The 23784-nt window shown below is 27.7% G+C and carries 23 protein-coding genes, 1 riboswitch and 1 other annotated feature; of the genes, 16 read left to right on the forward strand and 7 right to left on the reverse strand.

Annotation, left to right across the window (positions count from 1 at the left end; translation table 11 throughout):
• Positions 1-10 precede the first annotated feature (10 nt).
• The 3 genes from mnmM to gdhA all read left to right on the forward strand — a co-directional run bounded on the left by mnmM (position 11) and on the right by gdhA (position 3105).
• The gene (gene mnmM / locus FNZ64_RS12185; RefSeq protein ID WP_142415275.1) at positions 11-556 is read left to right on the forward strand and encodes a tRNA 5-(aminomethyl)-2-thiouridylate-methyltransferase MnmM; all 546 of its coding nucleotides are present in this window, start codon (positions 11-13) and stop codon (positions 554-556) included.
• Positions 557-666: 110 nt separating this feature from the next.
• Entirely contained in the window at positions 667-1545 is an 879-nt protein-coding gene (locus FNZ64_RS12190; RefSeq protein WP_142415277.1) for a MurR/RpiR family transcriptional regulator, read from the forward strand.
• Between the two features lie 192 nt (positions 1546-1737).
• Positions 1738-3105: an NADP-specific glutamate dehydrogenase gene (gene gdhA, locus FNZ64_RS12195; protein ID WP_142415279.1), complete on the forward strand. Its 1368-nt coding sequence runs from the start codon at positions 1738-1740 to the stop codon at positions 3103-3105.
• 31 nt (positions 3106-3136) lie between these two features.
• Here gdhA and FNZ64_RS12200 read toward each other — a convergent pair whose 3' ends face one another.
• On the reverse strand, positions 3137-3865 hold the full coding sequence (locus tag FNZ64_RS12200; RefSeq protein ID WP_142415281.1) for an HAD-IB family hydrolase: 729 nt from the start codon (positions 3863-3865) through the stop codon (positions 3137-3139).
• A 136-nt stretch (positions 3866-4001) separates the two neighbouring features.
• On the opposite strand from FNZ64_RS12200, the gene FNZ64_RS12205 reads away from it, so the two are divergent.
• Positions 4002-5303: a CCA tRNA nucleotidyltransferase gene (locus tag FNZ64_RS12205; RefSeq protein ID WP_142415283.1), complete on the forward strand. Its 1302-nt coding sequence runs from the start codon at positions 4002-4004 to the stop codon at positions 5301-5303.
• A gap of 159 nt (positions 5304-5462) precedes the next feature.
• A complete protein-coding gene (locus FNZ64_RS12210; RefSeq protein ID WP_142412845.1) occupies positions 5463-6584 on the forward strand; it encodes an IS4 family transposase in 1122 nt (373 codons plus the stop codon).
• A gap of 272 nt (positions 6585-6856) precedes the next feature.
• Here FNZ64_RS12210 and asnA read toward each other — a convergent pair whose 3' ends face one another.
• Positions 6857-7864, reverse strand: coding sequence for an aspartate--ammonia ligase (asnA, locus tag FNZ64_RS12215; protein WP_142415285.1), 1008 nt, complete (start codon positions 7862-7864; stop codon positions 6857-6859).
• A 50-nt stretch (positions 7865-7914) separates the two neighbouring features.
• Positions 7915-8168: a binding site (T-box leader), on the reverse strand.
• 161 nt (positions 8169-8329) lie between these two features.
• On the opposite strand from asnA, the gene FNZ64_RS12220 reads away from it, so the two are divergent.
• The 3 genes from FNZ64_RS12220 (at position 8330) to FNZ64_RS12230 (ending at position 11660) form a co-directional block, all read left to right on the forward strand.
• Entirely contained in the window at positions 8330-9496 is a 1167-nt protein-coding gene (locus FNZ64_RS12220) for a CapA family protein (protein ID WP_142415287.1), read from the forward strand.
• Positions 9497-9572: 76 nt separating this feature from the next.
• Positions 9573-10259: a cysteine hydrolase family protein gene (locus tag FNZ64_RS12225; RefSeq protein ID WP_142415289.1), complete on the forward strand. Its 687-nt coding sequence runs from the start codon at positions 9573-9575 to the stop codon at positions 10257-10259.
• Positions 10260-10274: 15 nt separating this feature from the next.
• Positions 10275-11660 (forward strand): ADP-ribosylglycohydrolase family protein, encoded by a 1386-nt coding sequence (locus tag FNZ64_RS12230; protein ID WP_142415291.1) that lies wholly within the window; start codon positions 10275-10277, stop codon positions 11658-11660.
• A 39-nt stretch (positions 11661-11699) separates the two neighbouring features.
• Here FNZ64_RS12230 and FNZ64_RS12235 read toward each other — a convergent pair whose 3' ends face one another.
• Positions 11700-12875 (reverse strand): NAD(P)/FAD-dependent oxidoreductase, encoded by a 1176-nt coding sequence (locus FNZ64_RS12235; RefSeq protein ID WP_142415292.1) that lies wholly within the window; start codon positions 12873-12875, stop codon positions 11700-11702.
• A gap of 204 nt (positions 12876-13079) precedes the next feature.
• Positions 13080-13187: riboswitch (TPP riboswitch) on the forward strand.
• Positions 13188-13266: 79 nt separating this feature from the next.
• On the opposite strand from FNZ64_RS12235, the gene thiC reads away from it, so the two are divergent.
• Complete coding sequence (gene thiC / locus FNZ64_RS12240; RefSeq protein WP_142415294.1) at positions 13267-14571, forward strand: phosphomethylpyrimidine synthase ThiC; 1305 nt, start codon at positions 13267-13269, stop codon at positions 14569-14571.
• 67 nt (positions 14572-14638) lie between these two features.
• Complete coding sequence (locus FNZ64_RS14745; protein WP_185903772.1) at positions 14639-14791, forward strand: hypothetical protein; 153 nt, start codon at positions 14639-14641, stop codon at positions 14789-14791.
• A 36-nt stretch (positions 14792-14827) separates the two neighbouring features.
• On the opposite strand, the gene FNZ64_RS12245 is transcribed toward FNZ64_RS14745, so the two are convergent.
• A complete protein-coding gene (locus FNZ64_RS12245; RefSeq protein WP_142415296.1) occupies positions 14828-15319 on the reverse strand; it encodes a YajQ family cyclic di-GMP-binding protein in 492 nt (163 codons plus the stop codon).
• A gap of 283 nt (positions 15320-15602) precedes the next feature.
• On the opposite strand from FNZ64_RS12245, the gene potA reads away from it, so the two are divergent.
• The 4 genes from potA to FNZ64_RS12265 are packed head-to-tail and all read left to right on the forward strand — an operon-like array spanning position 15603 to position 19289.
• Positions 15603-16658 (forward strand): spermidine/putrescine ABC transporter ATP-binding protein, encoded by a 1056-nt coding sequence (potA, locus tag FNZ64_RS12250; protein ID WP_142415298.1) that lies wholly within the window; start codon positions 15603-15605, stop codon positions 16656-16658.
• Positions 16655-17476, forward strand: a complete 822-nt coding sequence (locus FNZ64_RS12255; RefSeq protein WP_142415300.1) for an ABC transporter permease — start codon at positions 16655-16657, stop codon at positions 17474-17476. Before potA ends, FNZ64_RS12255 begins: the two co-directional genes overlap by 4 nt.
• Positions 17470-18246: an ABC transporter permease gene (locus FNZ64_RS12260; protein ID WP_142415302.1), complete on the forward strand. Its 777-nt coding sequence runs from the start codon at positions 17470-17472 to the stop codon at positions 18244-18246. Before FNZ64_RS12255 ends, FNZ64_RS12260 begins: the two co-directional genes overlap by 7 nt.
• Positions 18246-19289 (forward strand): ABC transporter substrate-binding protein, encoded by a 1044-nt coding sequence (locus FNZ64_RS12265; protein WP_142415303.1) that lies wholly within the window; start codon positions 18246-18248, stop codon positions 19287-19289. Before FNZ64_RS12260 ends, FNZ64_RS12265 begins: the two co-directional genes overlap by 1 nt.
• Positions 19290-19334: 45 nt before the next feature.
• Here the strand turns inward: FNZ64_RS12265 and FNZ64_RS12270 are convergent, their stop codons facing one another.
• The gene (locus tag FNZ64_RS12270) at positions 19335-19763 is read right to left on the reverse strand and encodes a CBS domain-containing protein (RefSeq protein WP_142415304.1); all 429 of its coding nucleotides are present in this window, start codon (positions 19761-19763) and stop codon (positions 19335-19337) included.
• A gap of 269 nt (positions 19764-20032) precedes the next feature.
• Positions 20033-20245: a DUF378 domain-containing protein gene (locus FNZ64_RS12275; RefSeq protein WP_142415305.1), complete on the reverse strand. Its 213-nt coding sequence runs from the start codon at positions 20243-20245 to the stop codon at positions 20033-20035.
• Positions 20246-20426: 181 nt separating this feature from the next.
• Here FNZ64_RS12275 and purB point away from each other — a divergent pair, with 181 nt between their 5' ends.
• Entirely contained in the window at positions 20427-21857 is a 1431-nt protein-coding gene (purB, locus tag FNZ64_RS12280; RefSeq protein ID WP_142415306.1) for an adenylosuccinate lyase, read from the forward strand.
• Positions 21858-22185: 328 nt separating this feature from the next.
• A complete protein-coding gene (locus FNZ64_RS12285; RefSeq protein ID WP_142415307.1) occupies positions 22186-23175 on the forward strand; it encodes a tyrosine recombinase XerC in 990 nt (329 codons plus the stop codon).
• Between the two features lie 52 nt (positions 23176-23227).
• Here the strand turns inward: FNZ64_RS12285 and FNZ64_RS12290 are convergent, their stop codons facing one another.
• Positions 23228-23680, reverse strand: a complete 453-nt coding sequence (locus FNZ64_RS12290; protein ID WP_142415308.1) for a hypothetical protein — start codon at positions 23678-23680, stop codon at positions 23228-23230.
• Between the last annotated feature and the right edge of the window lie 104 nt (positions 23681-23784).

Consider the following 23784-nt stretch of genomic DNA (forward strand, 5'->3'; position numbering starts at 1 on the left):
CGGTGATATAATGTTTTCTTATGCAAAAGATGTAAGTTTAATGGCTCAAGACATAATTAAAAATTATTGTGGTAAATTTAATACTGCGGTAGATTGTACCTTGGGAAACGGACATGACACAGAATTTTTATCAAAATATTTCAATAAAGTTTATTCTTTTGATATACAAGAAATAGCAATTAGAAACTTTGAAAAAAATAAACCAACTAATGTAGTATTAATACATGATTCCCATGAAGAAATAGAAAAATATATAGAAAATGAACATATAGATTGTTTCATGTATAACCTAGGTTTTCTACCCGGTGGAAATAAAGAAATAACAACCAAAGCCAACTCTAGTTTAAATAGTATTAAATCTTCCTTGAAAAAGTTAAGTAATAATGGCATTATAACTATTTGTCTATATATAGGACATGAAGAAGGAAAGAAAGAGGCCGAAAGTCTGTTGCCTTTTTTAAAATTTTTAGACAAATCAAAATATGCTGTAGTAGTACATAAAGTTATCAATAGAAATAGTATCTCTCCTTCTTTAATAGTAATAGAAAAGAAGTAATATGAAATTTATATTGATATAAGTTTCAAATAATGATAAAATGAAGATAATATTTCATTTTTTTTAAAATTGAAGTATTTATTGCGAAGTATAAAAAAGGGGTAGTTTATATGGAACAAAATAAAGATTTAATGAGAATAATACAAATTAAATTTCCAAGACTAAGCAAGGGTCAAAAGTTAATAGCAGAATACATATTAAAACATTATGACAAAGCTGCTTTTATGACTGCTGCAAAGCTTGGAACCAGTGTAGGTGTTAGTGAATCTACTGTAGTTAGATTTGCTAATGAATTAGGGTTTAGTGGATATCCAAAACTTCAAAAAGCATTACAAGAAATGATTAAAAATAAATTAACAACAGTACAAAGAATAGAACTTTCAAATGATTATATAACTGAGGAAAATGCCTTAAAAGGTGTGTTAAAATCTGATATGGAAAATATTAGAGCTACTTTAGAAAAAATTAATCATAAAACCTTTGATACTGTAGTTGATTCATTGTTTAAAGCAAAAACAATATATATAATAGGACTTAGAAGTTCTAGTGCAATAGCTGAATTTTTAGGTTTCTACTTAAACTTAATTTTAGATAATGTTAGAATTGTTGCTTATGGAGTTAGTGATATATTTGAACAAATGCTAAATGTTTCAGAGGAAGATGTAGTTATCGGTATAGGGTTCCCAAGATATGCTAGTAGAACTATTGAAGCTTTAAACTTTGCCCATAGTAGAAAGGCTAATGTAGTAGCTATAACAGATAGCTTACTTTCACCACTGGCAACAAAAGCAGATTTAACATTAATTGCTCAAAGTAATATGGCATCTTTTGTAGACTCATTAGTTGCACCTCTTAGTGTAATTAATGCTTTGATTATTGCTGTAGGACTTAGAGAAAAAGAAAATATTTCAAATACATTTATGAATTTAGAAAATATATGGGAAGAATACGGAGTTTATTCGTATAAGGATAAAAAAACTGAACTATAACCTAACCTTATATTCTTTAAATTGTATACTCTAATTATTTTAAAGTTTTATATAAAGGTTATATTATTCAAAATATTTTGTATGATTAGAAGGATATTTATTATATGTATAGAATATATAATATAAAAGCAGTTATTAATTCAAACTTTATAATAAATGAAAAAAAATTTTCATATTTTAGGAGGTTTTATTATGACAAAGGGGAATTTAGATCCAAAAGCTTACATTGATCAAGCAATTGAAAATGTAAAGAAGAGAAATGCAGGGGAACCAGAATTTATTCAAGCAGTAGAGGAAGTTTTAACATCTTTAACTCCTGTTTTAGAAAAACATCCAGAATATATTGAATCAAATTTATTAGAAAGATTCTGCGAGCCTGAAAGACAAATCATGTTTAAAGTGCCATGGGTTGACGATGCAGGAAATGTTCATGTAAATCGTGGATTTAGAGTTCAATTTAACGGATGTATAGGACCTTATAAAGGGGGATTAAGATTCCATCCATCTGTATACTTAGGTATTATAAAATTCTTAGGATTTGAACAAATACTTAAAAATTCATTAACTGGTCTTCCAATTGGAGGAGGAAAAGGTGGTTCAGACTTTGATCCAAGAGGAAAGTCTGATGGAGAAATTAGAAGGTTCTGTGAAAGCTTTATGACAGAATTATATAGACATATAGGTCCTGATGTAGACGTTCCAGCAGGAGACCTTGGAGTTGGCGCAAGAGAAGTAGCTTATCTATATGGTTATTATAGAAGAATTAAAGGATCATTTGAAAATGGAGTTTTAACTGGTAAAGGTTTATCTTTCGGTGGTTGTATAGGCAGACCTGAAGCAACTGGAGCTGGTGTTACTTATTTCTGTCAAGAAATGTTAAAACATAATGGAACAGATATAAAAGGAAAAACAGTAGCTATTTCTGGATTTGGTCAAGTTGCATGGGGAGTTTGTAAAAAAGTAGCTGAACTTGGTGGTAAGGTTATAACAATATCTGGTCCAGACGGATATGTTTATGATGAAGAAGGAGTTATAACTGAAGAAAAGATTAACTTCTTATTAGAAATGAGAAACTCTGGAAGAGATAAAGCTCAAGATTATGCTGATAAGTTCGGTGCACAATTCTTCCCTGGTGAAAAGCCATGGGGAACTAAAGCAGATATTATAATTCCATGTGCTACTCAAAATGATATACATTTAGAACATGCAAAACAAATCGTTGATAATGGTGTTAAATTTGTATGTGAAGCTGCTAATATGCCATGTACAAATGATGCTCTTAAGTATTTCTTAGAGAAAGGCTTAATAGTTGGACCTGCAAAAGCAGCTAATGCTGGAGGAGTTGCAGTATCAGCACTTGAAATGGCACAAAACAGCATGAGACTTGCTTGGACAGCTGAAGAAGTTGATACTAAATTACATCAAATTATGAAAGACATCCATAATAATGCTATGAAAGCAGCTGAAACTTATGGATTTGGATATAACTTAGTTGCTGGTGCTAATATAGCAGGATTTGTTAAAGTAGCAGAAGCTATGTATGCTCAAGGTATTTATTAATATATAAAAGACAGCCAATTTGGCTGTCTTTTTAAAATTCTATATTTTCAGGACTTAATCTATATACAACATCTTTTCTTTCAACTATAATCTTAATTTTTTCTTTCACTTCATTACGTTCCATTACCTTTGTTAAAAGTTCTTTAGTAGGATTTATAGTAACAGGATTTCCAACAGAACTAAGCATAGTAAAATCTCCTGAAGTATCACCATAAGCAAAACTTTTAGATAAATCAATATTATACTTATCACAAAAATATGATATTGCCCTTTCTTTACTTTCACTATCCCACATAGGTTTAATTTCACCTGTATACTTATTATTTTCATCCATTTCATATATAGATCCTATATAATCATTAAATCCATATTTTTCAGTCATATTTCTTACAAGCTCTATAGGACTTCCAGAAATAGCTATAACTAAGTGACCGTTTTCTTTATGATATTTTAGCCTATCTCTAGTATAAGTATAAACCCTATCACCTTTTTGTTTAATTACTAATTCAGCAATAAAATCTATTTGAGATTTATGCAATCCTTTAATAGCTTCAGTATATATATCAGCCATTTTTAGTAGATAATTATCATAGTTTCCTTGTCTACGATCCCACTTAATATAATATGGGCGTACTTCATTATACCATCTGGAATTCTCTATAATTTCACTCTTTATAAGTTTTTTAAAAACTTCTGTTATTAATCCTTCTCTGTATAAAGTTCCATCAATATCAAAAAATGCTGCAATTGAACTTGACATTATGAACCAACTCCTTTAAATTTATTATAGTAAGTATTTAACTTAAAAACATATATTTCCAAGGCAATTATTTATAAGGTAATACCAATTATATATAATATAAATTTAAATTTCAAATAAATAATAGGGTGATTATATGAATATAACTAAACATAATATTATTTTGCCTAAAACCGTGAAATATATCATTTCTTCTTTAGAATCCTATGGCTTTGAAGCTTTTGTAGTTGGAGGAGCTATAAGAGATAGTCTTTTAGGTCAAATTCCTAAGGATTATGATATTGCAACAAACGCTACTCCAGAAAACATCGTGAAAATTTTTGGAGATAAAGGGCACAAAACCCTTGATGTAGGTAAAAATTTTGGAACAATAATTGTAAATATAGAGCAAAATAATTATGAAATAACTACCTATAGGATTGAAAAGGATTACTTGGATAATAGAAGACCTAGCACGGTATATTTTACTAAACAAATCTATGAAGATTTAAGAAGAAGAGATTTAACAATTAATGCTATGGCATACAATGTAAAAACAGGAGTTCTAGATTTTTTTAATGGAACAATGGATTTAAGCAACAATATAATTAGAACTGTTGGAGAACCTTCCGAAAGATTTAATGAAGATGCTCTTAGAATGCTTAGGGCAATAAGATTTAGTAGTAAATTAAATTTTAAAATGGACAAAAATGTTGAAAATAGCATATTAAAAAATAAATCTTTAATAAGAAATATAAGTTACGAAAGAATTAATGTAGAAATAAATAAAATTTTATCTTCTAAAAATCCTTGTATGGGTATAAGAGAACTTATTTCTACAGAATTAATATATGAAATACTAGATGTACCGGATAAAAGTATTGATAAAAGCAAACATTTAGAGTACCTTAATATTTTAGATGAAGTTTATACTAAGTTATGCTGTGAAGGTATAGGACGATTATGTTTTTTTTACTTTTTTCTTTTAAAATATATATTAGAAGAAAAAACACCTATAAAATCTTCTCAGATCTTAAAACTTCTTAAATATGATAAACTTACTATAACAGCTATAAATTCTATTATAACCGCTTTATATTATATACCAGATATAAATAATCTAATTGAAATGAAAGATTTTATAAATAGAATTAAACAAAATAATATATGTCCATATATAAATATATTATCTCTTTATAGTGAAGAAATAGGGGACATGGGCCTTAGGATTAAAGCTAATAATATAAAAAACTATTATAAAATCATAGAAGAAAATAAAATACCAATAAATATAAAAGACTTAGCTATAAATGGTAAGGATCTAATTGTTTTAGGATTTAAACAAGGAAAAATCATTAAAGATATACTTGAATATTTACTAGATTTCACCATAGAAAATCCGTCTCTAAATAATAAAGAAATCTTAATAAAATTAGTTAAAGAAAGATTTAATAGTTAAAATATCACTAGTGTTTAATTAATGGATTGAAAATCCTATTGACAATAATAACTTGTAATAAATTTCTATGTGTACCAGCAATATATAAATGAAAATAGTCAGCACCTTTGCTTTAATATAATTACCACAATCATATCGCAAAGGAGTTGCTGACTATCTATGAATAATTATATCACTATTTTTGAAAAATTATTAGATATTGTTAACTGGAACACTTTGAAAAAATCTACGTATAAGTTAGATGTTGACTATAATATAGCATCAAATCATTTGAAAACTCACCTTTACTTTCATTTAGCGAAGCTAGATAGCTTAAGGGATGTTGATGATTTTATGCAATCTGATTCTAAGCTAAAGGAGTCAATAAAAAGCGTTAGCTTGGGAACGTTGTCTAATTATAATAACTATATGGATTATAATGTTTACATTCCAATATTAAACGAACTAATTGATACTGCTTTAAAACAATTACCTGTAAATGAGAAACTTAAAAAGTTTGGAACCATAAAACTAATAGATTCTTCAACTATAAGTATGGCCAAGACTTATTTTCAGTGGGCAGAATTTCGCTCTACAAAAGCAGGAATAAAGCTTCATACAAAATTCAACTTAAGCAAAGGAGTTCCTGAGCTTATAATTGTGTCTAATGCTAAACCACATGATAGAACTAAGATGAAAGAACTTATTACAGAAAACAACTGTATATATGTCTTTGACAAAGGCTATGTTGACTATAAAAAGTTTGATGAGTTTAGCAATAAAGGAATACGCTTTATTACCCGATTAAAAGATAATGCTGCTATAACTGAAGTAAGTAAGCTTGAAATAACTTACTCTGACGTTACTCTACTAGATGATTCTATAAATATCATTGAAGATATTATTTGCTATCTTGGTACAGAAGATATTAATATGACAAAAAATCAGTATAGGGTTATCACTGTAGTTGATTCTGAAGGTCAAATACTAACCTTTGTAACTAACATATTACAATATACTAGTGAAGATATAGCATGGTTATATAAAAAACGTTGGGATATCGAGCTATTCTTCAAATGGATTAAGCAAAATTTAAAAATTAAAAGATTCATAGGACATAGCCTTAATGCAGTTATGATGCAAATTGTTTCGGCAATAATAACATTCATTATAATAAAACTAATACAAGACGTAGCCAAAACAGCCTACGGCTTATTAAAAATAAAGAGATTAATAAAACATTCAATTACAAAATTAATAGATAATATCTTGTTTTCTTGGGAGAAGTGGTTAGGTGGCTAACTGCAACTATAAAACCATATACTTCCATACAAGCTATCACTATGCGGGCAAGTCTGCCCTTTGTTATAGGAATATTATTCTATATTAGCTTAATTTAAGAATTTTACTATAAAGAATGATTATAATACAAATGTCAATGAAAATATTTTCTAAAAATTAAACACTAGTGTTAAAATATATATATTAAATAATTATATTTTTACATATGCTATGAACATAATTATTATTAAATAATCTTAAAAGAAGTAGGATATACCTACTTCTTTTAAGATTTAAAGTAAATTTATACTCTTTTCAGTACATTCCATTAAAATATCCTCACTCCAAACCGAAGATTGAACCTCACCTATATGTAACTTTCTTAAAAAGTACATACATATCCTTGATTGTCCTATACCTCCACCTATAGTAAAAGGTAGTTCATTATTAATTAAAGATTTATGATAAGGTAATTCTTTTCTTTCTAAAGTATTAGATTTTTCTAACTGATCTAATAGTGATGCTTTATTTACCCTAATACCCATAGAAGAAAGCTCAAGGGCACAGTTTAAAGGAGAATACCAAAATAATATATCACCGTTTAAATTCCAATCATCATAATCAGGAGAACGATGGTCATGTTTCTCACCACTGTTTAGTAAATCTCCAATTCCTATAATAAATACTGCTTTTTTTTCTTTTGCAATAGTATTTTCTCTCTCCTTAGAACTCATATTAGGATAAAGATCTTCTAATTCCTGAGAACTTATAAAATAAATATCGTCAGGAAGTATTTTTTCATAATCTTTTATAAAGCTACTTACATATTCTTCAGTACACTTAAAAACTTTGTATATAGAATTAACTGTATTTTTTAAAGTATCTAGGGTTCTTTCCTCTTCTAAAATTATTTTTTCCCAGTCCCATTGATCCACATATATAGAATGTAAATTATCTAAATCTTCATCTCTTCGTATAGCATTCATATCTGTATAAAGGCCTTCACCTGGATTAAAACCGTAATACCCCAATGCTATTCTTTTCCATTTTGCCAGAGATTGAACTATTTGAAGTTCTGAGTCTAATGACTTAGTATCAAAAGCAACTGGCCTTTCCGAACCACTTAAATTATCATTAATTCCACTATTGGTTTTTACAAATAGTGGCGCTGATACTCTAATTAAGTTTAATTCTTTAGATAAATTACTTTCAAAAAAATCCTTTATATTTTTTATATGTATTTCTGTCTCTTTAATTTTTGAATTTTTTTCTTTTAAGCTAAGTTTTTTAAAATCTACCATAGCATTATTTCCTCCTTAGTATAAATAAAAATAAAAAAACCCCCATCCCATAAAGGGACGAAGGTTATAATTCGCGGTACCACCCTGATTAGTCAAATTGACTCACTTTAACAGTACAAAATAATATTATTATTTAATACTTTTCCTCATGTTAACGATAGGATTTCGTCTAAGCCTACTATTTGTAAAAGTTCGGTTAGAAACTCCGAGATGTTCTTCAATATAAATATTAATACCAATCTTACACCACCATTGGCTCGCTGAAATTTTAATTTATATTTACTCTTCTCATCATAGTCTTTGTATATAAATTTGAATTTTATTTTACATGCAATTTAAAAATATGTCAAGGTAATTTTAAAAGTTAGGTATATGATTTTTTAAGTAAAAGAAAAGACATATTTGTTTTACATATATTGTAAAATATGTTATACTACAATATATGTTAATAATGGAGGTAAATACATGAAAAAAAAGAAGAAAAGAAACCTTTTAAAAGTTCTGTTTGTTTTATTTTTATTTTCTACTTTAATATTAAGTTTTCTTAAATCTGATGCTAAAAATTTTGATAAAAGTTTAAAATCTAAATCAAATACAATATATGCTACTGCAAGTAATAATAAAAATAATAAGTACGAAAAGGAATATAAACTTTCTAAAAAAGAAAATAAGGACATAACTTTATTAATTGGAGGAAGTATAACTTCTATAGATGATATGGATAATATATTTATAAATTCAAAAGAAACGTATAATGATTTATTTTATTATATGAAAGATACCATAGATGATTCCGTACTTTTTTTAAATTTAAATACCATATTAAATCAAAAAAAATCACATGAACAATTTAGTGAAGCCTTAAAGTCCCTTAAAGTAGATATAATAAATACAGGCTCTAAAAACTTACTGTGCCATAGTAGTAAGGGTTTTTTTGAAACTTTTAATGTATTAAAAAATAATAATTTAAATGTACTTGGATTAAAAGATAATCTTGCAGAAAAAGACTATAAGATTCTTAATAAAAATGAAAATAAAATAGGGATTATTAGTTATAATCTTATTAATAATCAGTCTAAGAACTCTATGTATAATCATATATGTAGTTTAAATACAGAGAATATGGAAGAGACCTTTTTTAAAGTAGAGGGGCATATGGAAAATTTAAAAAATGAAGGAGTAGATTTCATAATAACCATAATAAATAAGAATGAAGCTAGTAATGAAGAGCTAGATAAAATAATATCAAATTTAAAAGAAAGAGGAAGCAACCTAATTTTAGTCTATGATGAAGAAAAAACTATAATTAATTTATTAAAGGAAGATAATATCCCTATAATAAACAATGCCTCAAATTTTTTATCTTTTAATAATATACAGGATTCTAAAAATTATGAAATGAATTATTTAATTAAATTAGTACTTGAAAAAGATAAAAACACTTATAAAATTCATAATGTAACCTATATCCCTCTTAGTATGTACAAAACAAATAATAAGTTGCACCTAATACCTCTCAAAGATAAAAAGGACTATAAGGATTTAAATATAACTAATCTAAAGGATATAAAAATACTTGATAAAAGAAGGGAAGAAACTTTGGAATACTTGAAAAAAATAGAGAACAATTGAAGATATTAATGCTAAAATTGACAATATAGAAATAGAAACTTATAATCAAAGTATAATTTGATAAGGGGGTTAATTTATGATATTTGATGGAAGTAAGTTTTCCTTTGAGAAATTAGAAAAAGAATTTAATGGGATAATAGGCACCATAGAAAATTCCTATAGTAAAACCATGTCTTTAGATTCTCTACCAGAAGATACAGCTTTGATAATAATTGATATGATTAATGGATTTGCAAAAGGTGGAAATTTATATTCTAAAAACATGGAAAACCTTATACCTACAATAAAAGCTACTGCACAGAAGTTTAAAGAAAAAAATATGCCAATAATTTCTTATAAAGATTGCCATCCTCGTGATTCTCTAGAATTTATAGCTTATCCAGAACATTGTGTCATTGATACAAAAGAAAGTGAATTAGTTAATGAACTTAAAATAGTAGATTCTATTATAGAAATACCTAAGAATTCAACTAATGGATTTTTAGCTTATAATCCTTATGAAGTATTAAAGGAAAAATTCGGAGAAGAAAAGGAATTTACAAATTATGTAGTTGTAGGTGGTTGCACAGATATATGCATCTATCAATTTGCTTTAACTTTAAAAACATTTTTCAATGAAAAAAATAGAAATTCGAAAGTAATAGTACCTATAAACATGGTAGATACTTTCGATGCAGAAGGTCATAATTCAGATGTTGTTAATTTATTCTTTTTAAATAGTATGATTTCAAATGGAATAGAGGTTGTTAAAACTATAGACTAAGGGAGGAATATACAAATGAAGGCATGGGAATTTGAACTAGACCTAAGAAGAAATGCGGTTCCAAAAGTATTAAAAGAAGAGGAACAAACATGGGGAGCATATAAAAAGGTTTTACAAGATGAGGATGATAAAATTAATTTATTTTGGAATAGCCATGTTCCAGGTTCTTACGCACCGGAAAAGGTTTTAATTGGTGCTATTCAATCTATGGAGAACATGGGATACAAGGTTGAAAAAGCTGAAGAACTTTTTGAAAAAGGCTTAGAAGCTCTTAAAAATAATGATATGTATACATTACATCAGTTAACTGCTTCCATCTTTTATGAGCTTAATAATGCAGAAAAAGATGAAGATCATCCTTATTGGAAGTATAAAATCTATAATAACTTTGAAGAATATAGTTCTCAAATAAACTTTCCTAAATATGATAAGTATGAGATGAAGGAAGATTTCTATGATAAAATTAAGGCCTCATGGGTTTATCAAATATGCGGTGGTGCTTTAGGAACAGCCTTAGAAGGCTATACTTCTAAACAATTAAAAGATAAGTTTGGAGAGATAACAGATTATGTACGAACTCCAAACACATTTAATGACGACATTACTTATGAAATAGCCTTTTTAAAGGCCTTTGATAAAAAAGGTTATAATGTTACTTCAAAAGATATAGCTAAAGAATGGATAGGATTAATTCCAGCTGGTTGGTCTGCTGAAGATATTGCACTTAGAAATATAAGACTTGGAATATTTCCACCTGAAAGTGGATATTTAAATAATCCATATAGAGAGTGGATTGGAGCTCAAATGAGAGGTGTTGTATGCGGCATAGTTGCACCTGGTGATCCATATACTGCTTCAAAATTAGCTTATTATGATGGAGAAGTATCTCATCATAACAACGGAGTTTTAGGAGAAGTATTTAATGCAGTAATGGCTTCTCTTGCTTTTGTTGAATCAGATATAAGAAAAATTTTAGAACTTAGTGTAAATATGATTCCTAAATACAGTGAATATTATGCTGTAGTATCTCATGCACTAAACTTATGTAAAGAAAATTCTTCTTGGGAGCACTGTTGGGATATTTGCGAAGAGAAATATAAAACTTATAACTGGATTCATGCATATCCAAATGCTGCAGCAGAAGTTATAGCTCTTTGGTTTGGGGAAAGTGACTTTGAAAAAACTATGAATATAGTATGCATGGAAGGCCAAGATGTTGATTGTAATGCTGCTCAAATAGCTAGTGTAATAGGAATAATTAATGGTATGAAGGGAATAGATTATGACAAATGGGTAGCTCCTATAGGAGATAACATTTGCACTTATGTAAGAGGATATGAAGAGTTTAGCTTAGAAGAATTTTGTAATTGGAATGTAGATATTATAAGAAAATATATATAAATAAAAAAAGCGGATAATCCGCTTTTTTTATTTATACCTTTACACATATCCCTTATATTCTTTTAAAAATTCTTCCAAAGTTATTTTATTTAAACCTTTTAATAATTTCATACCAGATGAAACATCTCCAATTAATATTGCACCTACAAAAACATTATCCTTAAAGAATATTTTCTTATATATTTTTTTACTCTTATCTAAAAACTGCATGGATATAGTGTTGTCATAAAAAATAGAACCCATGCTAAAAATTTTAAGATTAGCTCCAGTAAAGTTTATGGCATCTCTGTATCCTTCAAATTTCATATCTTCACCTATAGAATTAAGTCCTGCCACTTTTCCCATTAAAATAGATGCAGGCCAGTTTCCATAAACTCTACCATTAAACTCACAAATATCACCACAGGCATAAACATTAGCTACGTTAGTTTCCATTTTATCGTTTACAACTATACCTCTATTCACATTTATACCGGTATTTTGTACTAAACTAGTGTTTGGTTTTATGCCAATAGAAAATAAAACCATATCTACATCTAAAACAATATTTTTTGAAAGTTTAATACTAGATACTTTATTAATGCCTTTTATTTCTTCTAACATAGCAGATGTATATACCTCAATACCACTATCTTCAAAAGATTCCTTTAAAATTTGAGCAGCTTCTGGATCTAATTGTTTATTCATAAGATTTGGTGCAGCTTCAATAACAACAACATCCAAACCATACAATTTCATATGAAAAGCAGCTTCAAGTCCTAAAAGTCCTCCACCAATTATAGCAACTTTTCTTGAACTTTTCATCCAAGACTTTATATTATTTAAGTCTTCTATGTCCTTTAAAGTAAAGACTCCTTCCTTGTCATGCCCTTTAATAGTAGGGATTATATTTGAGCTACCATTAGCTAAAATTAGTTTATCATAATCTATATATGAGCTATTAATGTAAACTTTTTTTTGGAAGGTATCTATCTTATCAACAGTAACACCTAATTTTAGATCTATATTATTTTCCCCATACCATTCTTCTTTTGAAAGATAAAATATATTTTCTTTTGGTTCATTATTTAGATACTCAGAAAGTAAAGGTCTATAGTATGTGATTGATTTTTCCTCGGATATTAGTATGACTTTTGAATTTTTATCTTTATCTCTTATTGCTTTTGCAGCATTATATCCAGCACAACCGTTTCCTATAATAACAATATTATTCACTTAAAATCACCTCACAAAATATTACAATACAAATTTTTAATTTTAACTATATAATTTCTATTTTTATTATAATATATATATACCTGCATTTCAAACAACTACTATAAATATAGTTACAAATTCTCTTAATAAGTTAGTTATTAAGAAAATATTATTTAAAATTGATATAACTATGAATTTGTGATAGAATTAAACTGAAAATTTAATATTTACTAGGGGAGCTTATATAATAGGCTGAGAGTGAAATGTTATTTCAGACCCTCATAACCTGATTTAGATAATACTAACGCAGGGAAGTCTTAAAATAAAATTACTAAGTGTATTTTTATTTATAATACTATTAATGAGGGCCTTTTTATAAGGCTCTTTATTTTTTTAAGGGGGAAAATATATGAATTATTCAACTCAATTAGAGGCAGCTAAAAAAGGCATAATAACTAAGGAAATGGAAGTAGTGGCTAAAGAAGAACATATGGATATTAATGAACTACTTTTAAAAGTAAAAGAAGGTAGTATAGTAATACCATGTAATAAGAATCATAAAAATATTCATCCATATGGAATAGGGGAAGGGCTTGCTACAAAAATAAATGTAAACCTTGGAATTTCTAAAGATTGTTATAACATAGATATGGAAATGAAAAAAGTACAAAAAGCTATAGAAATGAAAGCTGAAGCTATAATGGATTTAAGTTGTTATGGGGACACTAAAGGCTTTAGAAGAAAACTAATAAAAGAATCTCCTGTTATGATAGGTACAGTACCTATGTATGATGCCTTAGGATATCATAATAAAGAACTAAATGAACTTTCTTTAGAAAATCTATTAGAAGTTATAGAAGCTCATGCTGAAGATGGTGTAGATTTCGTAACACTTCATGCAGGTATAACTAAAAAAGCCTTAAGTACTTTAAAAAAGTTTCCTAGAACTTTAAATTTAGTTTCCAGAGGAGGGTCTCTAATATTTGCATGGATGAGCCATCATAATGCTGAAAATCCACTTTATGAATATTATGATAAAGTTCTAGATATATGTTATAAACATGATGTAACTATTAGTCTAGGTGATGCTTGTAGACCAGGTTGTATTGATGATGCTACAGATCATCTTCAAATAGAAGAGTTAATGGTATTAGGAGAGCTTGTAAAAAGAGCCAGAGAAAAAAATGTTCAAGTTATGGTTGAAGGTCCAGGACATGTTCCACTAAATGAAATAGAAACCAACGTAGCCTTAGAAAAAAAATTCTGTTTTAATGCACCATTTTATGTTTTAGGTCCTATAGTTACAGATATAGCTCCTGGATATGATCATATAACTAGTGCCATTGGGGGAGCAGTTGCAGCTTCACATGGTGCTGACTTCTTATGTTATGTGACTCCTGCTGAACATCTAAGACTTCCAACTTTAGAAGATATGATAGAAGGAATTATAGCTGCTAAAATAGCTGCTCATGCAGGAGATATAGCTAAGGGTGTTAAAAATGCTAGAGATTGGGATAATAAAATGGGCATGGCTAGAAAAAATCTTGATTGGGAGTCGCAATTTGGTTTAGCCATAGATCCTAAAAAAGCTAGAAAATATAGAGAGGAATCAATGCCAGAACATAAAGATACATGTACTATGTGCGGAAAAATGTGTGCAATTAGAAATACAAACAAAGCATTAGATGGTAAGAAAGTAGATATACTAGAATAATAATACTTGACTAAAATAGATAAAAACTCGTACAATAATATTTGAAAATATAATAAGGAGTTTTTCTATGGATAAAAAAGCGATTGAAAGAATGAAACAATTAATTGAAGAAAAGAAAAATAAAGGTACCAACAACGAAAAGTTGAGACCGGATAAATCCATTGGGCATGTAATGGGGGCTAAAATAAGCAAGAAGTCTGGTGGATTATTTGATAAATAAAAGTAAGTATTCACATTATGTGAATACTTATTTTTATTATCTATAGTTAGTAAATTGAAGCGCTATACCATAATCTTTATCTTTTAGCATAGCCATTACTTGCTGAAGAGAATCTTTATCCTTACTTGAAACCCTAATTTGGTTATCTAGTATTTGAGATTGAACTTTAATTTTACTGCTTTTAATATCAGCAGAAATAAGTTTAGCTTTATCTTTTGAAATTCCCTTTACAATTTTACCTATTTGTCTTATAGTACCCATAGATGCATGTTCTAACTTTCCAAAGTCTAAAGCTTTTATTGAGATACCACGTTTTATTAGTTTACCATTTAGTATTTCTTTCATTGCATTTAACTTATACTCATCTTGTGCATTAATTTTTACTTCTTCATCATTTCTTTCAATCTCTGCTATACACCCTTTAAAGTCATATCTATTACTTAGTTCTCTTACAGCTTGGTTAATAGCGTTATCAACCTCTTGAAGGTCCACTTCTGAAACTATATCAAACGAATAAGTACTTGCCATATAAAACACCTCATTTCTATATATTCAAATTTATATTAGCAAATATATGTAATTTAATCAATGTATTATAAAAAAAATTACATTATACATACTATTATTAAGGATTAAAAAGGAAACTCAAATAAACTTATGATAATCTTAAATTATAATAAAAAACACATTATAAGCATAAAATTTAAAAAGATTTGAAAGAATCATTGAATTTTTAGTTTTTTTTTTATAAAATAGGAGTTGGTTTACTATAAAATAAAATGCTTTAAATAAAATAACAGGGGTGAGGCAAATGGATGAAAATATAATTGAGATTGTTGATATTTGTAAAAGCTATGATGATACAGAAATTTTAAAAAATATTAGCTTTAATGTTAAGAAAAATGAATTTTTAACCTTATTAGGTCCAAGTGGCTGTGGTAAGACTACTACACTTAGATTAATAGGTGGTTTTGATAAGCCTTCCTCAGGTAAAATTGTATTTGAGGGAAAAGAAATTAATAATATTCCACCATATGAAAGACAGATAAATACTGTATTTCAAAAATATGCACTATTCCCTCATATGAATGTATACGATAACATTGCATTTGGACTTAAAATAAAAAAACTACCTAAAAATGAAATAGAAGAACGAATAAAAAAAATGCTAAAACTTGTTAATCTAGAAGGATATGAAAAGAGAAGTGTAACTTCTTTAAGTGGTGGTCAACAGCAAAGAATAGCAATAGCTAGGGCATTAGTTAACAAACCTAAGGTTTTACTTTTAGATGAACCTCTAGGAGCTTTAGATTTAAAATTACGAAAAGAGATGCAAATAGAATTAAAACATATGCAACAAGAGGTAGGTATTACATTTATATATGTAACCCATGATCAAGAAGAAGCACTTACAATGTCAGATAAAATAATAATTATGGATAAAGGCCTTATTCAGCAAATGGGAACACCACAAGATATATATAATGAGCCTAAAAATGCCTTTGTAGCTAAGTTTATAGGTGAATCAAATATAATAGATGGATTTATGAAAGAGGATTATAAGGTGAGATTTTGTAATGTAGATTTTCAGTGTGTAGATAAAAGACCAAATGGACATAATAAAGTTCAAGTAGTCATAAGACCTGAAGATATTAAAATAGTACAAAGTAAGGATGGAATGTTACAAGGAATAGTGCAATCTATAATTTTTAAAGGAGTTCACTACGAAATTTTAGTTAAAGGAACTAATGGAGAGACTTGGCTCTTACATAATACAAAGCATGTACAAGTTGGAAATGAAGTAGGATTGGACATATATCCTGATGATATTCACATAATGGAAGAGGAAGAAGGTATAGTGTCATGAAGAAATATACATCTTATCCTTATATAATTTGGAATATTATTTTCATTTTATTTCCTTTATTGCTTATAGTATTCTTCAGTTTTAATAAAGGGGCAGAAGGATTTTCTTTTACCTTAGTTCATTACGAAAGGTTTTTGGACCCACTATACATAAATATATTGATTCGTTCAATTAAGCTTGCATTTATATCAACAGTACTTTGTCTTATTGTTGGTTATCCACTAGCTTATATGTTAACTACATTAAAACATAGGAATAAAAATATTTTAATACTTCTTCTAGTTCTTCCAATGTGGATGAATTTCTTACTAAGAACCTATGCTTGGATGGCCATACTAGGTAAAAATGGTTTTATAAACTCATTTTTAAAAATTATAGGCTTTGAACCATTAAATCTTCTATATAACGATAGTGCGGTGCTCTTAGGTATGGTATATAACTTTTTGCCATTTATGATACTGCCTATATACACTGTTTTGAATAAAATGGATAAAAACCTTATAGAAGCTGCAAAAGATTTAGGTGCAAATAATTATACAGTATTTACTAAAGTCATATTTCCTCTAAGCTTACCAGGAGTTTTTTCAGGTATAACCATGGTATTTATGCCTGCTGTAACTACCTTTGTTATCTCAAGGTTATTAGGTGGAGGACAATATATGTTAGTAGGTAACCTAATAGAACAACAATATCTTGCAGTAGGAGATTGGAACTTTGGTTCTGCTGTTTCTATTATAATGATGATAATTATTTTAATTTCTATGGGCTTTATGTCTAAATATGATAAAGAGGAAAGTGGAGGTGGAGGACTATGGTAAAATCTTTTATAAAAAAATTATATGTATTTCTCGTTTATCTTTTTCTCTATGCTCCAATTATAGTTTTAATAATATTTTCATTCAACGATTCTAAATCCAGGGTACGTTGGAATGGGTTTACACTAAAATGGTATATAGGGCTTTTAAATGATACACAAATATTAAAATCTTTAAACTATACAATTATAGTTGCTATACTTGCAGCCTTAATTTCTACTGTATTAGGAACTTTTGCAGCCATAGGTATACATAATTCTTCATCTCGTATGAAAAAGGTTCTACTTAATATAAATTATTTGCCTGTTTTAAATCCTGATATAGTAACTGCAGTAGGACTAATGCTTTTATTTAATATGATGAGAATAAACAAGGGACTTTTAACTATGCTACTTGCACATATCAGTTTTTGTACCCCGTATGTGGTTTTAGCTGTGTTACCTAAATTAAGACAATTACCTAAAAATATATTAGAAGCAGCTTTAGATTTAGGGGCTACACCTTTCTATGCTTTAACTAGAGTAATTTTACCAGAAATAAAGGAAGGTATAGTGTCTGGTGCATTAATAGCCTTTACCTTGTCTATAGATGACTTCGTAATAAGTTTCTTTAATACTGGTTCAGGAGTATCCAACCTTTCAATTAACATATACTCCATGGCCAGAAAAGGTATAAACCCTACAATCAATGCTCTATCAACTATTATGTTTTTAACAGTATTAGTTTTGCTACTAATAATAAACAAAAGAAGCTTGAAAGGAGAAAAAAAGTAATGAAAAAAATTATATCTTATACTATGAGCTTACTCGTACTGTTTTCTTTAATAATAGTCCCTGTAGGTTGTGGAAGTAGTAAGGAAAAGCTTAAAGTTTACAACTGGGGTGACTACATTGATAAATCTTTAATAAAAGAATTTGAAGAAAAGTATAATATTAAAGTTGTATATGATGAATTTGCTACAAATGAGGAAATGTATGTAAAAGTAAAAAATTCACCGGGGCAGTATGATGTTGCAATACCATCAGATTATATGATAACAAAGATGGTTAATGAAGGTTTACTTGAAAAAATAGATTTTAATAATGTTAAAAATTATGATGAGATAGATGAAAAATTTAAAAATCTGGCTTTTGACCCTAAAAATCAATATTCAGTACCATATATGTGGGGGACTGTGGGAATTATATATAACACTAAGATCATAAAGGACAACATTACTAGCTGGCAAGATCTTTGGAATCCTAAATATAAAGATCAAATTATAATGCTTGATAGTCAAAGAGATTCTATAGGTGTTGCCCTAAAAAAACTAGGATATTCTTTAAACTCAAAAAATATAGATGAATTAAATAAAGCAAAGGAAGAGCTTATAAAGCAAAAGCCGCTAGTACATGCATATGCTGGAGATGAGGTTAAAGATCAGATGATTGAAGAAGAGGCAGCCATAGCAGTTGTATGGTCTGGTGATGCTATGTACATGATGGAGAATAATAAAAATTTAAAATATGTAATTCCAAAGGAAGGTACAAATCTTTGGTTTGATAATATGGTAATACCTAAAGGAAGTAAAGCAAAAAAAGAAGCAGAAATGTTTATAAATTTTATGACCAGCGCAGAAGCTTCAAAGAAAAATGTTGAATACATAGGTTATTCAACTCCTAATAAAAAATCTAAGGAACTACTACCAAAAGAAGTTAGGGAAAATCCTACTGCTTACCCAGGCGATGATGTAGTTAAGAAAGGTGAGGTATTTATTGATTTAGGGGATTTTGTAAAAGAATATGATAGAATTTGGACTGATATAAAGGCAAAATAATACATGAATATAAATTAAAGAGCTCGCAAATGTGCGAGCCTTTTTTTATATTATAATTTTTTTATCTTTTAACTTTTCATAACAATAGTCTATTATTACACTTCTCTTTATTATTCCTATAAAAGTATTTTCATCATCCACCACTGGAACAAAATTTTGGGATACAGCAAGTCCGATAAGATTTTCAATATTAGAATTAATTCTAACTGCAGAATTTTTAACTTTTCTAGGAACTTTTTTTATAGATACTTTTTTTATATTTTCTAGATTAAAATCTTCTTTTTTAAGCTTATCTTCTATGTACCATAAAATATCACCCTCAGTTAAAGTACCTATATACTTTCCCTTTTGATCAATTATTGGAACTGCACTGTATTTATTTTTTTCCATAATATTTAGTGTTTTATCTAGAGTAAGATCTTCAGTTATAAAAACAACTTCAATTTTTGGTGTAAGAAAAAATGCTATATTCATCTTAAAGACCATCCTTTTTAATGTTTATTATATTTATTATAACATAAAAATTATCTACATAAATTGCATAGATCCTGAAACATATTTTTTTACATAAATTTAATATATGCTAATATTATTTTTAGATACATCTTTATATAGTATACATATTAGAAAACGTAAACTAATCTCAATATATCATTGAAGCTTTTAATAGTTTATTAGATGGATTATAACCTAAATTTTAAATAAAAGTAACTCCCCAAAATTTTAGGGAGTTATTTAAGTTTCTAATCAATTCTTACTGTCTTAAATAGAAATAAAAGCAAATCAATACCACTTAAACCTACTAGAATATAAATTGTTCTCTCTAAAAAAGGTATTGAATTTCTAAATAATACTTCTATTATGTTTATTCCTATGATTCCGTAAATTCCCCAAAGTAAAGAACCTATTATAACTAATATAAAAGCTATTTTATCTATACTGTTTAACTTGTACATATTCACCCCTCCAATAATGTGTTTCTTTTTAATAAAAATATACTTTATAAAACATAATATTATTACACAAATAGTAAATTTTTTATAAAACACGAATGAAACAATTACAAATCACATTACTATATGTTATAATATGAATAAATAATATAAAAATTAATATTTTGTACGTATGGAGGTATTTATGAGAAGTAAATATAGTTCACCATTAAATTCAAGATATGCATCACCTGAAATGTCCTATATTTTTTCTGATGATATGAAATTTAAAACTTGGAGAAGATTATGGGTTGCCCTAGCTGAGGGAGAAAAAGAACTTGGTCTTAATATTACAGAGGACCAAATAGAAGAACTAAAAGCTAATATTGATAATATAAACTTTGAAGATGCAGAAAAAAAAGAAAAAGAAATAAGACATGATGTTATGAGTCATGTTTACGCTTATGGACTTCAATGCCAAAAAGCTAAAGGGATAATCCACTTAGGAGCTACATCTTGTTATGTAGGTGATAATACTGATCTTATTATTATGAAAGAAGCATTAATATTAATAAAAAAGAAAATAATAAACATATTAGCATCTTTAAAAGATTTTTCTTTAACACATAAAGATTTACCAACCTTAGGTTTTACTCATTTCCAACCAGCTCAACTTACTACAGTAGGCAAAAGAGCGACTTTATGGATGGAAGAACTTCTTTTAGATTTGGAAAATTTAGAATTTGTAATTTCAAATCTAAAACTAAGAGGAGTAAAGGGGACTACTGGAACTCAAGCAAGCTTTATGAAATTATTTAATGAAGATGAGTCCAAGGTAAAATCTTTAGATAAAATAGTAGCTGAAAAAATGGGATTTAAAGATACATATCCTGTAACTGGGCAAACATATTCAAGAAAAGTTGATTCTATAGTACTAAATACTTTATCTGAAATAGCACAAAGTGCTTATAAATTTAGTAATGATTTAAGACTTCTTCAAAGTATGAAGGAAGTTGAAGAGCCTTTTGAAAAAAATCAAATTGGATCTTCTGCTATGGCTTATAAGCGTAACCCTATGAGAAGCGAAAGAATAGGAGCACTTTCAAGATATATAATAATAGATTCTTTAAATCCTGCAATTACTGCAGGAACTCAATGGTTTGAAAGAACTTTAGATGATTCTGCTAATAAAAGAATTGCAGTACCAGAAGCTTTTTTAGCTTTAGATGGTGTATTAAATTTATATTTAAATGTATCAAGTAACTTAGTAGTTTATCCTAAAGTAATAGAAGCACATGTAAATAATGAACTTCCTTTTATGGCTACAGAAAACATTATGATGGAAGCTGTAAAAAGGGGAGGGGACAGACAAGAACTTCACGAAAAAATAAGAGTTCATTCTATGGAAGCTGCAAAGGAAGTTAAAGAATACGGACGCGAAAATGACTTAATCAAAAGAATAATAGAAGATCCATCATTTAAGATGTCAAAAGATGAGATTTTAAGTATAATAGATCCTAAAAAGTTTGTAGGAAGAGCTCCAAATCAAGTTGTAGAATTTATAGAAAACTTCGTAGATCCAATTTTAGAAGCTAATTCTGAGCTTATTGGAGTTAAATCTGAAATTAATGTTTAATAAGTAATCTGACTTTTAAGATACCATTAACATAGGTCATAGAACACTCAACCAATACAAACCATATATAAACGATGATTTTCATTTATATATGGTTTTATATATAGTCAATATATCCCTTTATGCTTTTTCTATAAATATTTTATAATAATTTTTATTTTACCAGAACTATTTCTATACTTAATTATACTTAGTAATAAAGCATATTAAAATAATCTAGACAGATATGGATTTATAATATATTTTATAATATAAGGGCATACAAAGAAAACGACGTGAAATAATAATTTAACGTCGTTTTGCGAAAAAATAAACAGGGGAGGTTTTTATGAATAAAGAATATTCTGAAATTTTTATAGGAAATATTCCTTCACTATTAAGAGACTTTCTAACCTACTCTCTTTCAGTAAAAGGTCATTCTATTAATTCTATTAAGGGTTATCGTTCAGATTTAACTTTATTTTTTAAATTTATATTAATGGATAATCAAAATAATGAAATTAAATTTGAGGATATTGATATTTCAGTTATTAATATAGATCATATCAATATTATCACCTTAGATAATTTGATTGATTTTATAAGTTTTACTGAACTTTATTTAGATAATAGTAATTATGCAAGAGCTCGTAAAGTCTCTGCCCTAAAATCATTTTTTAAGTACTTATATGATATTAAATCCCTTATAAAAGAGAACCCTACTGAAAATTTAGAGCTTCCCAAAATTCCAAAAAGGCAGCCTATTTATTTAAGTTTAGATGAAAGTAAGGAATTGCTTAAAGTCGTTAAAAATAGTAAGGATAGAAATAAAGAAAGAGATTATTGTATAATAACTTTCTTTTTAAATTGTGGACTTAGGCTTTCAGAGTTATGTAATATAGATATATGTAAAATAAAAGATGATACTTTAAGAATAGTAGGTAAAGGAAATAAAGAAAGGACTGTATATTTGAATAAGCCTTGCATAAAGGCATTAGATGAATATCTGCCTATAAGAGAAGCTATTTTAAATGAAGTTCCAGAGGAACATAAAGAAGCTTTATTTATATCTTCTAAAAAAAGAAGAATTAGTGAAAGAGCTGTAGAAAGATTAGTAAAAAAACATGTTGAAAAAGCTGGACTAGATTATAGGATATTAACCCCCCATAAGTTAAGACATACCTCTGCAACTTTAATGTATAAATACGGTAAAGTAGATTTAAGGTCAATACAAAACTTATTAGGTCATGAGAGTATATCTACAACAGAAATATATACGCATGTTGATGAAGAAGATTTAAGAGAAGCAGTTTATGCAAATCCTCTAAGTTCAAATTAAAATAAAGCTTTGCTAATATAGATAAATAATCTAATTAGCAAAGCTTTATTTATTATTTAAATTTAGATTTTTTAACAACTATTAATCCAGGAAATTCTTCTTCAAAATTGCTTTTATAAAGATCCCTATCTTCTAAAAGTTCATTTAATCCATCTTCATCTTCTATATATGCAAGATCTTCCCTATCCATTACATCACAAGATTCTTTTCCTTCTATTATGGTATAGTTTTTATAAGCAATTAAATCAAATTCATCTTCTTCATCTTTATAATCTATTTTTTTATCCTTATTAAGTATAATTCTCTTCAAGTCTTTATTTTGTATATTAATTTTTTCTATCTGAATTTCATTATCAAAAATACCATCAATTTCAATAGATCTTAAGGCATCCTTCTCCACCTCTAAATATTCTCCACAGAGATTACAGAACTTAATTCCATCTACATAACAAAAATCATTTCCGCCACATTTTGTACATGTAAAATCCTCATTTTTTTTATTCATAATATCAACCTCTTTAAACTTTACATATTTTTAAGAACTTTTATTTTAACACATATTTGAATACTTATCAATACAAAAGTTAAAAATATACATTATTCTAAAAA

Source organism: Hathewaya massiliensis, from assembly GCF_902143515.1.
Taxonomy (GTDB): domain Bacteria; phylum Bacillota; class Clostridia; order Clostridiales; family Clostridiaceae; genus Hathewaya; species Hathewaya massiliensis.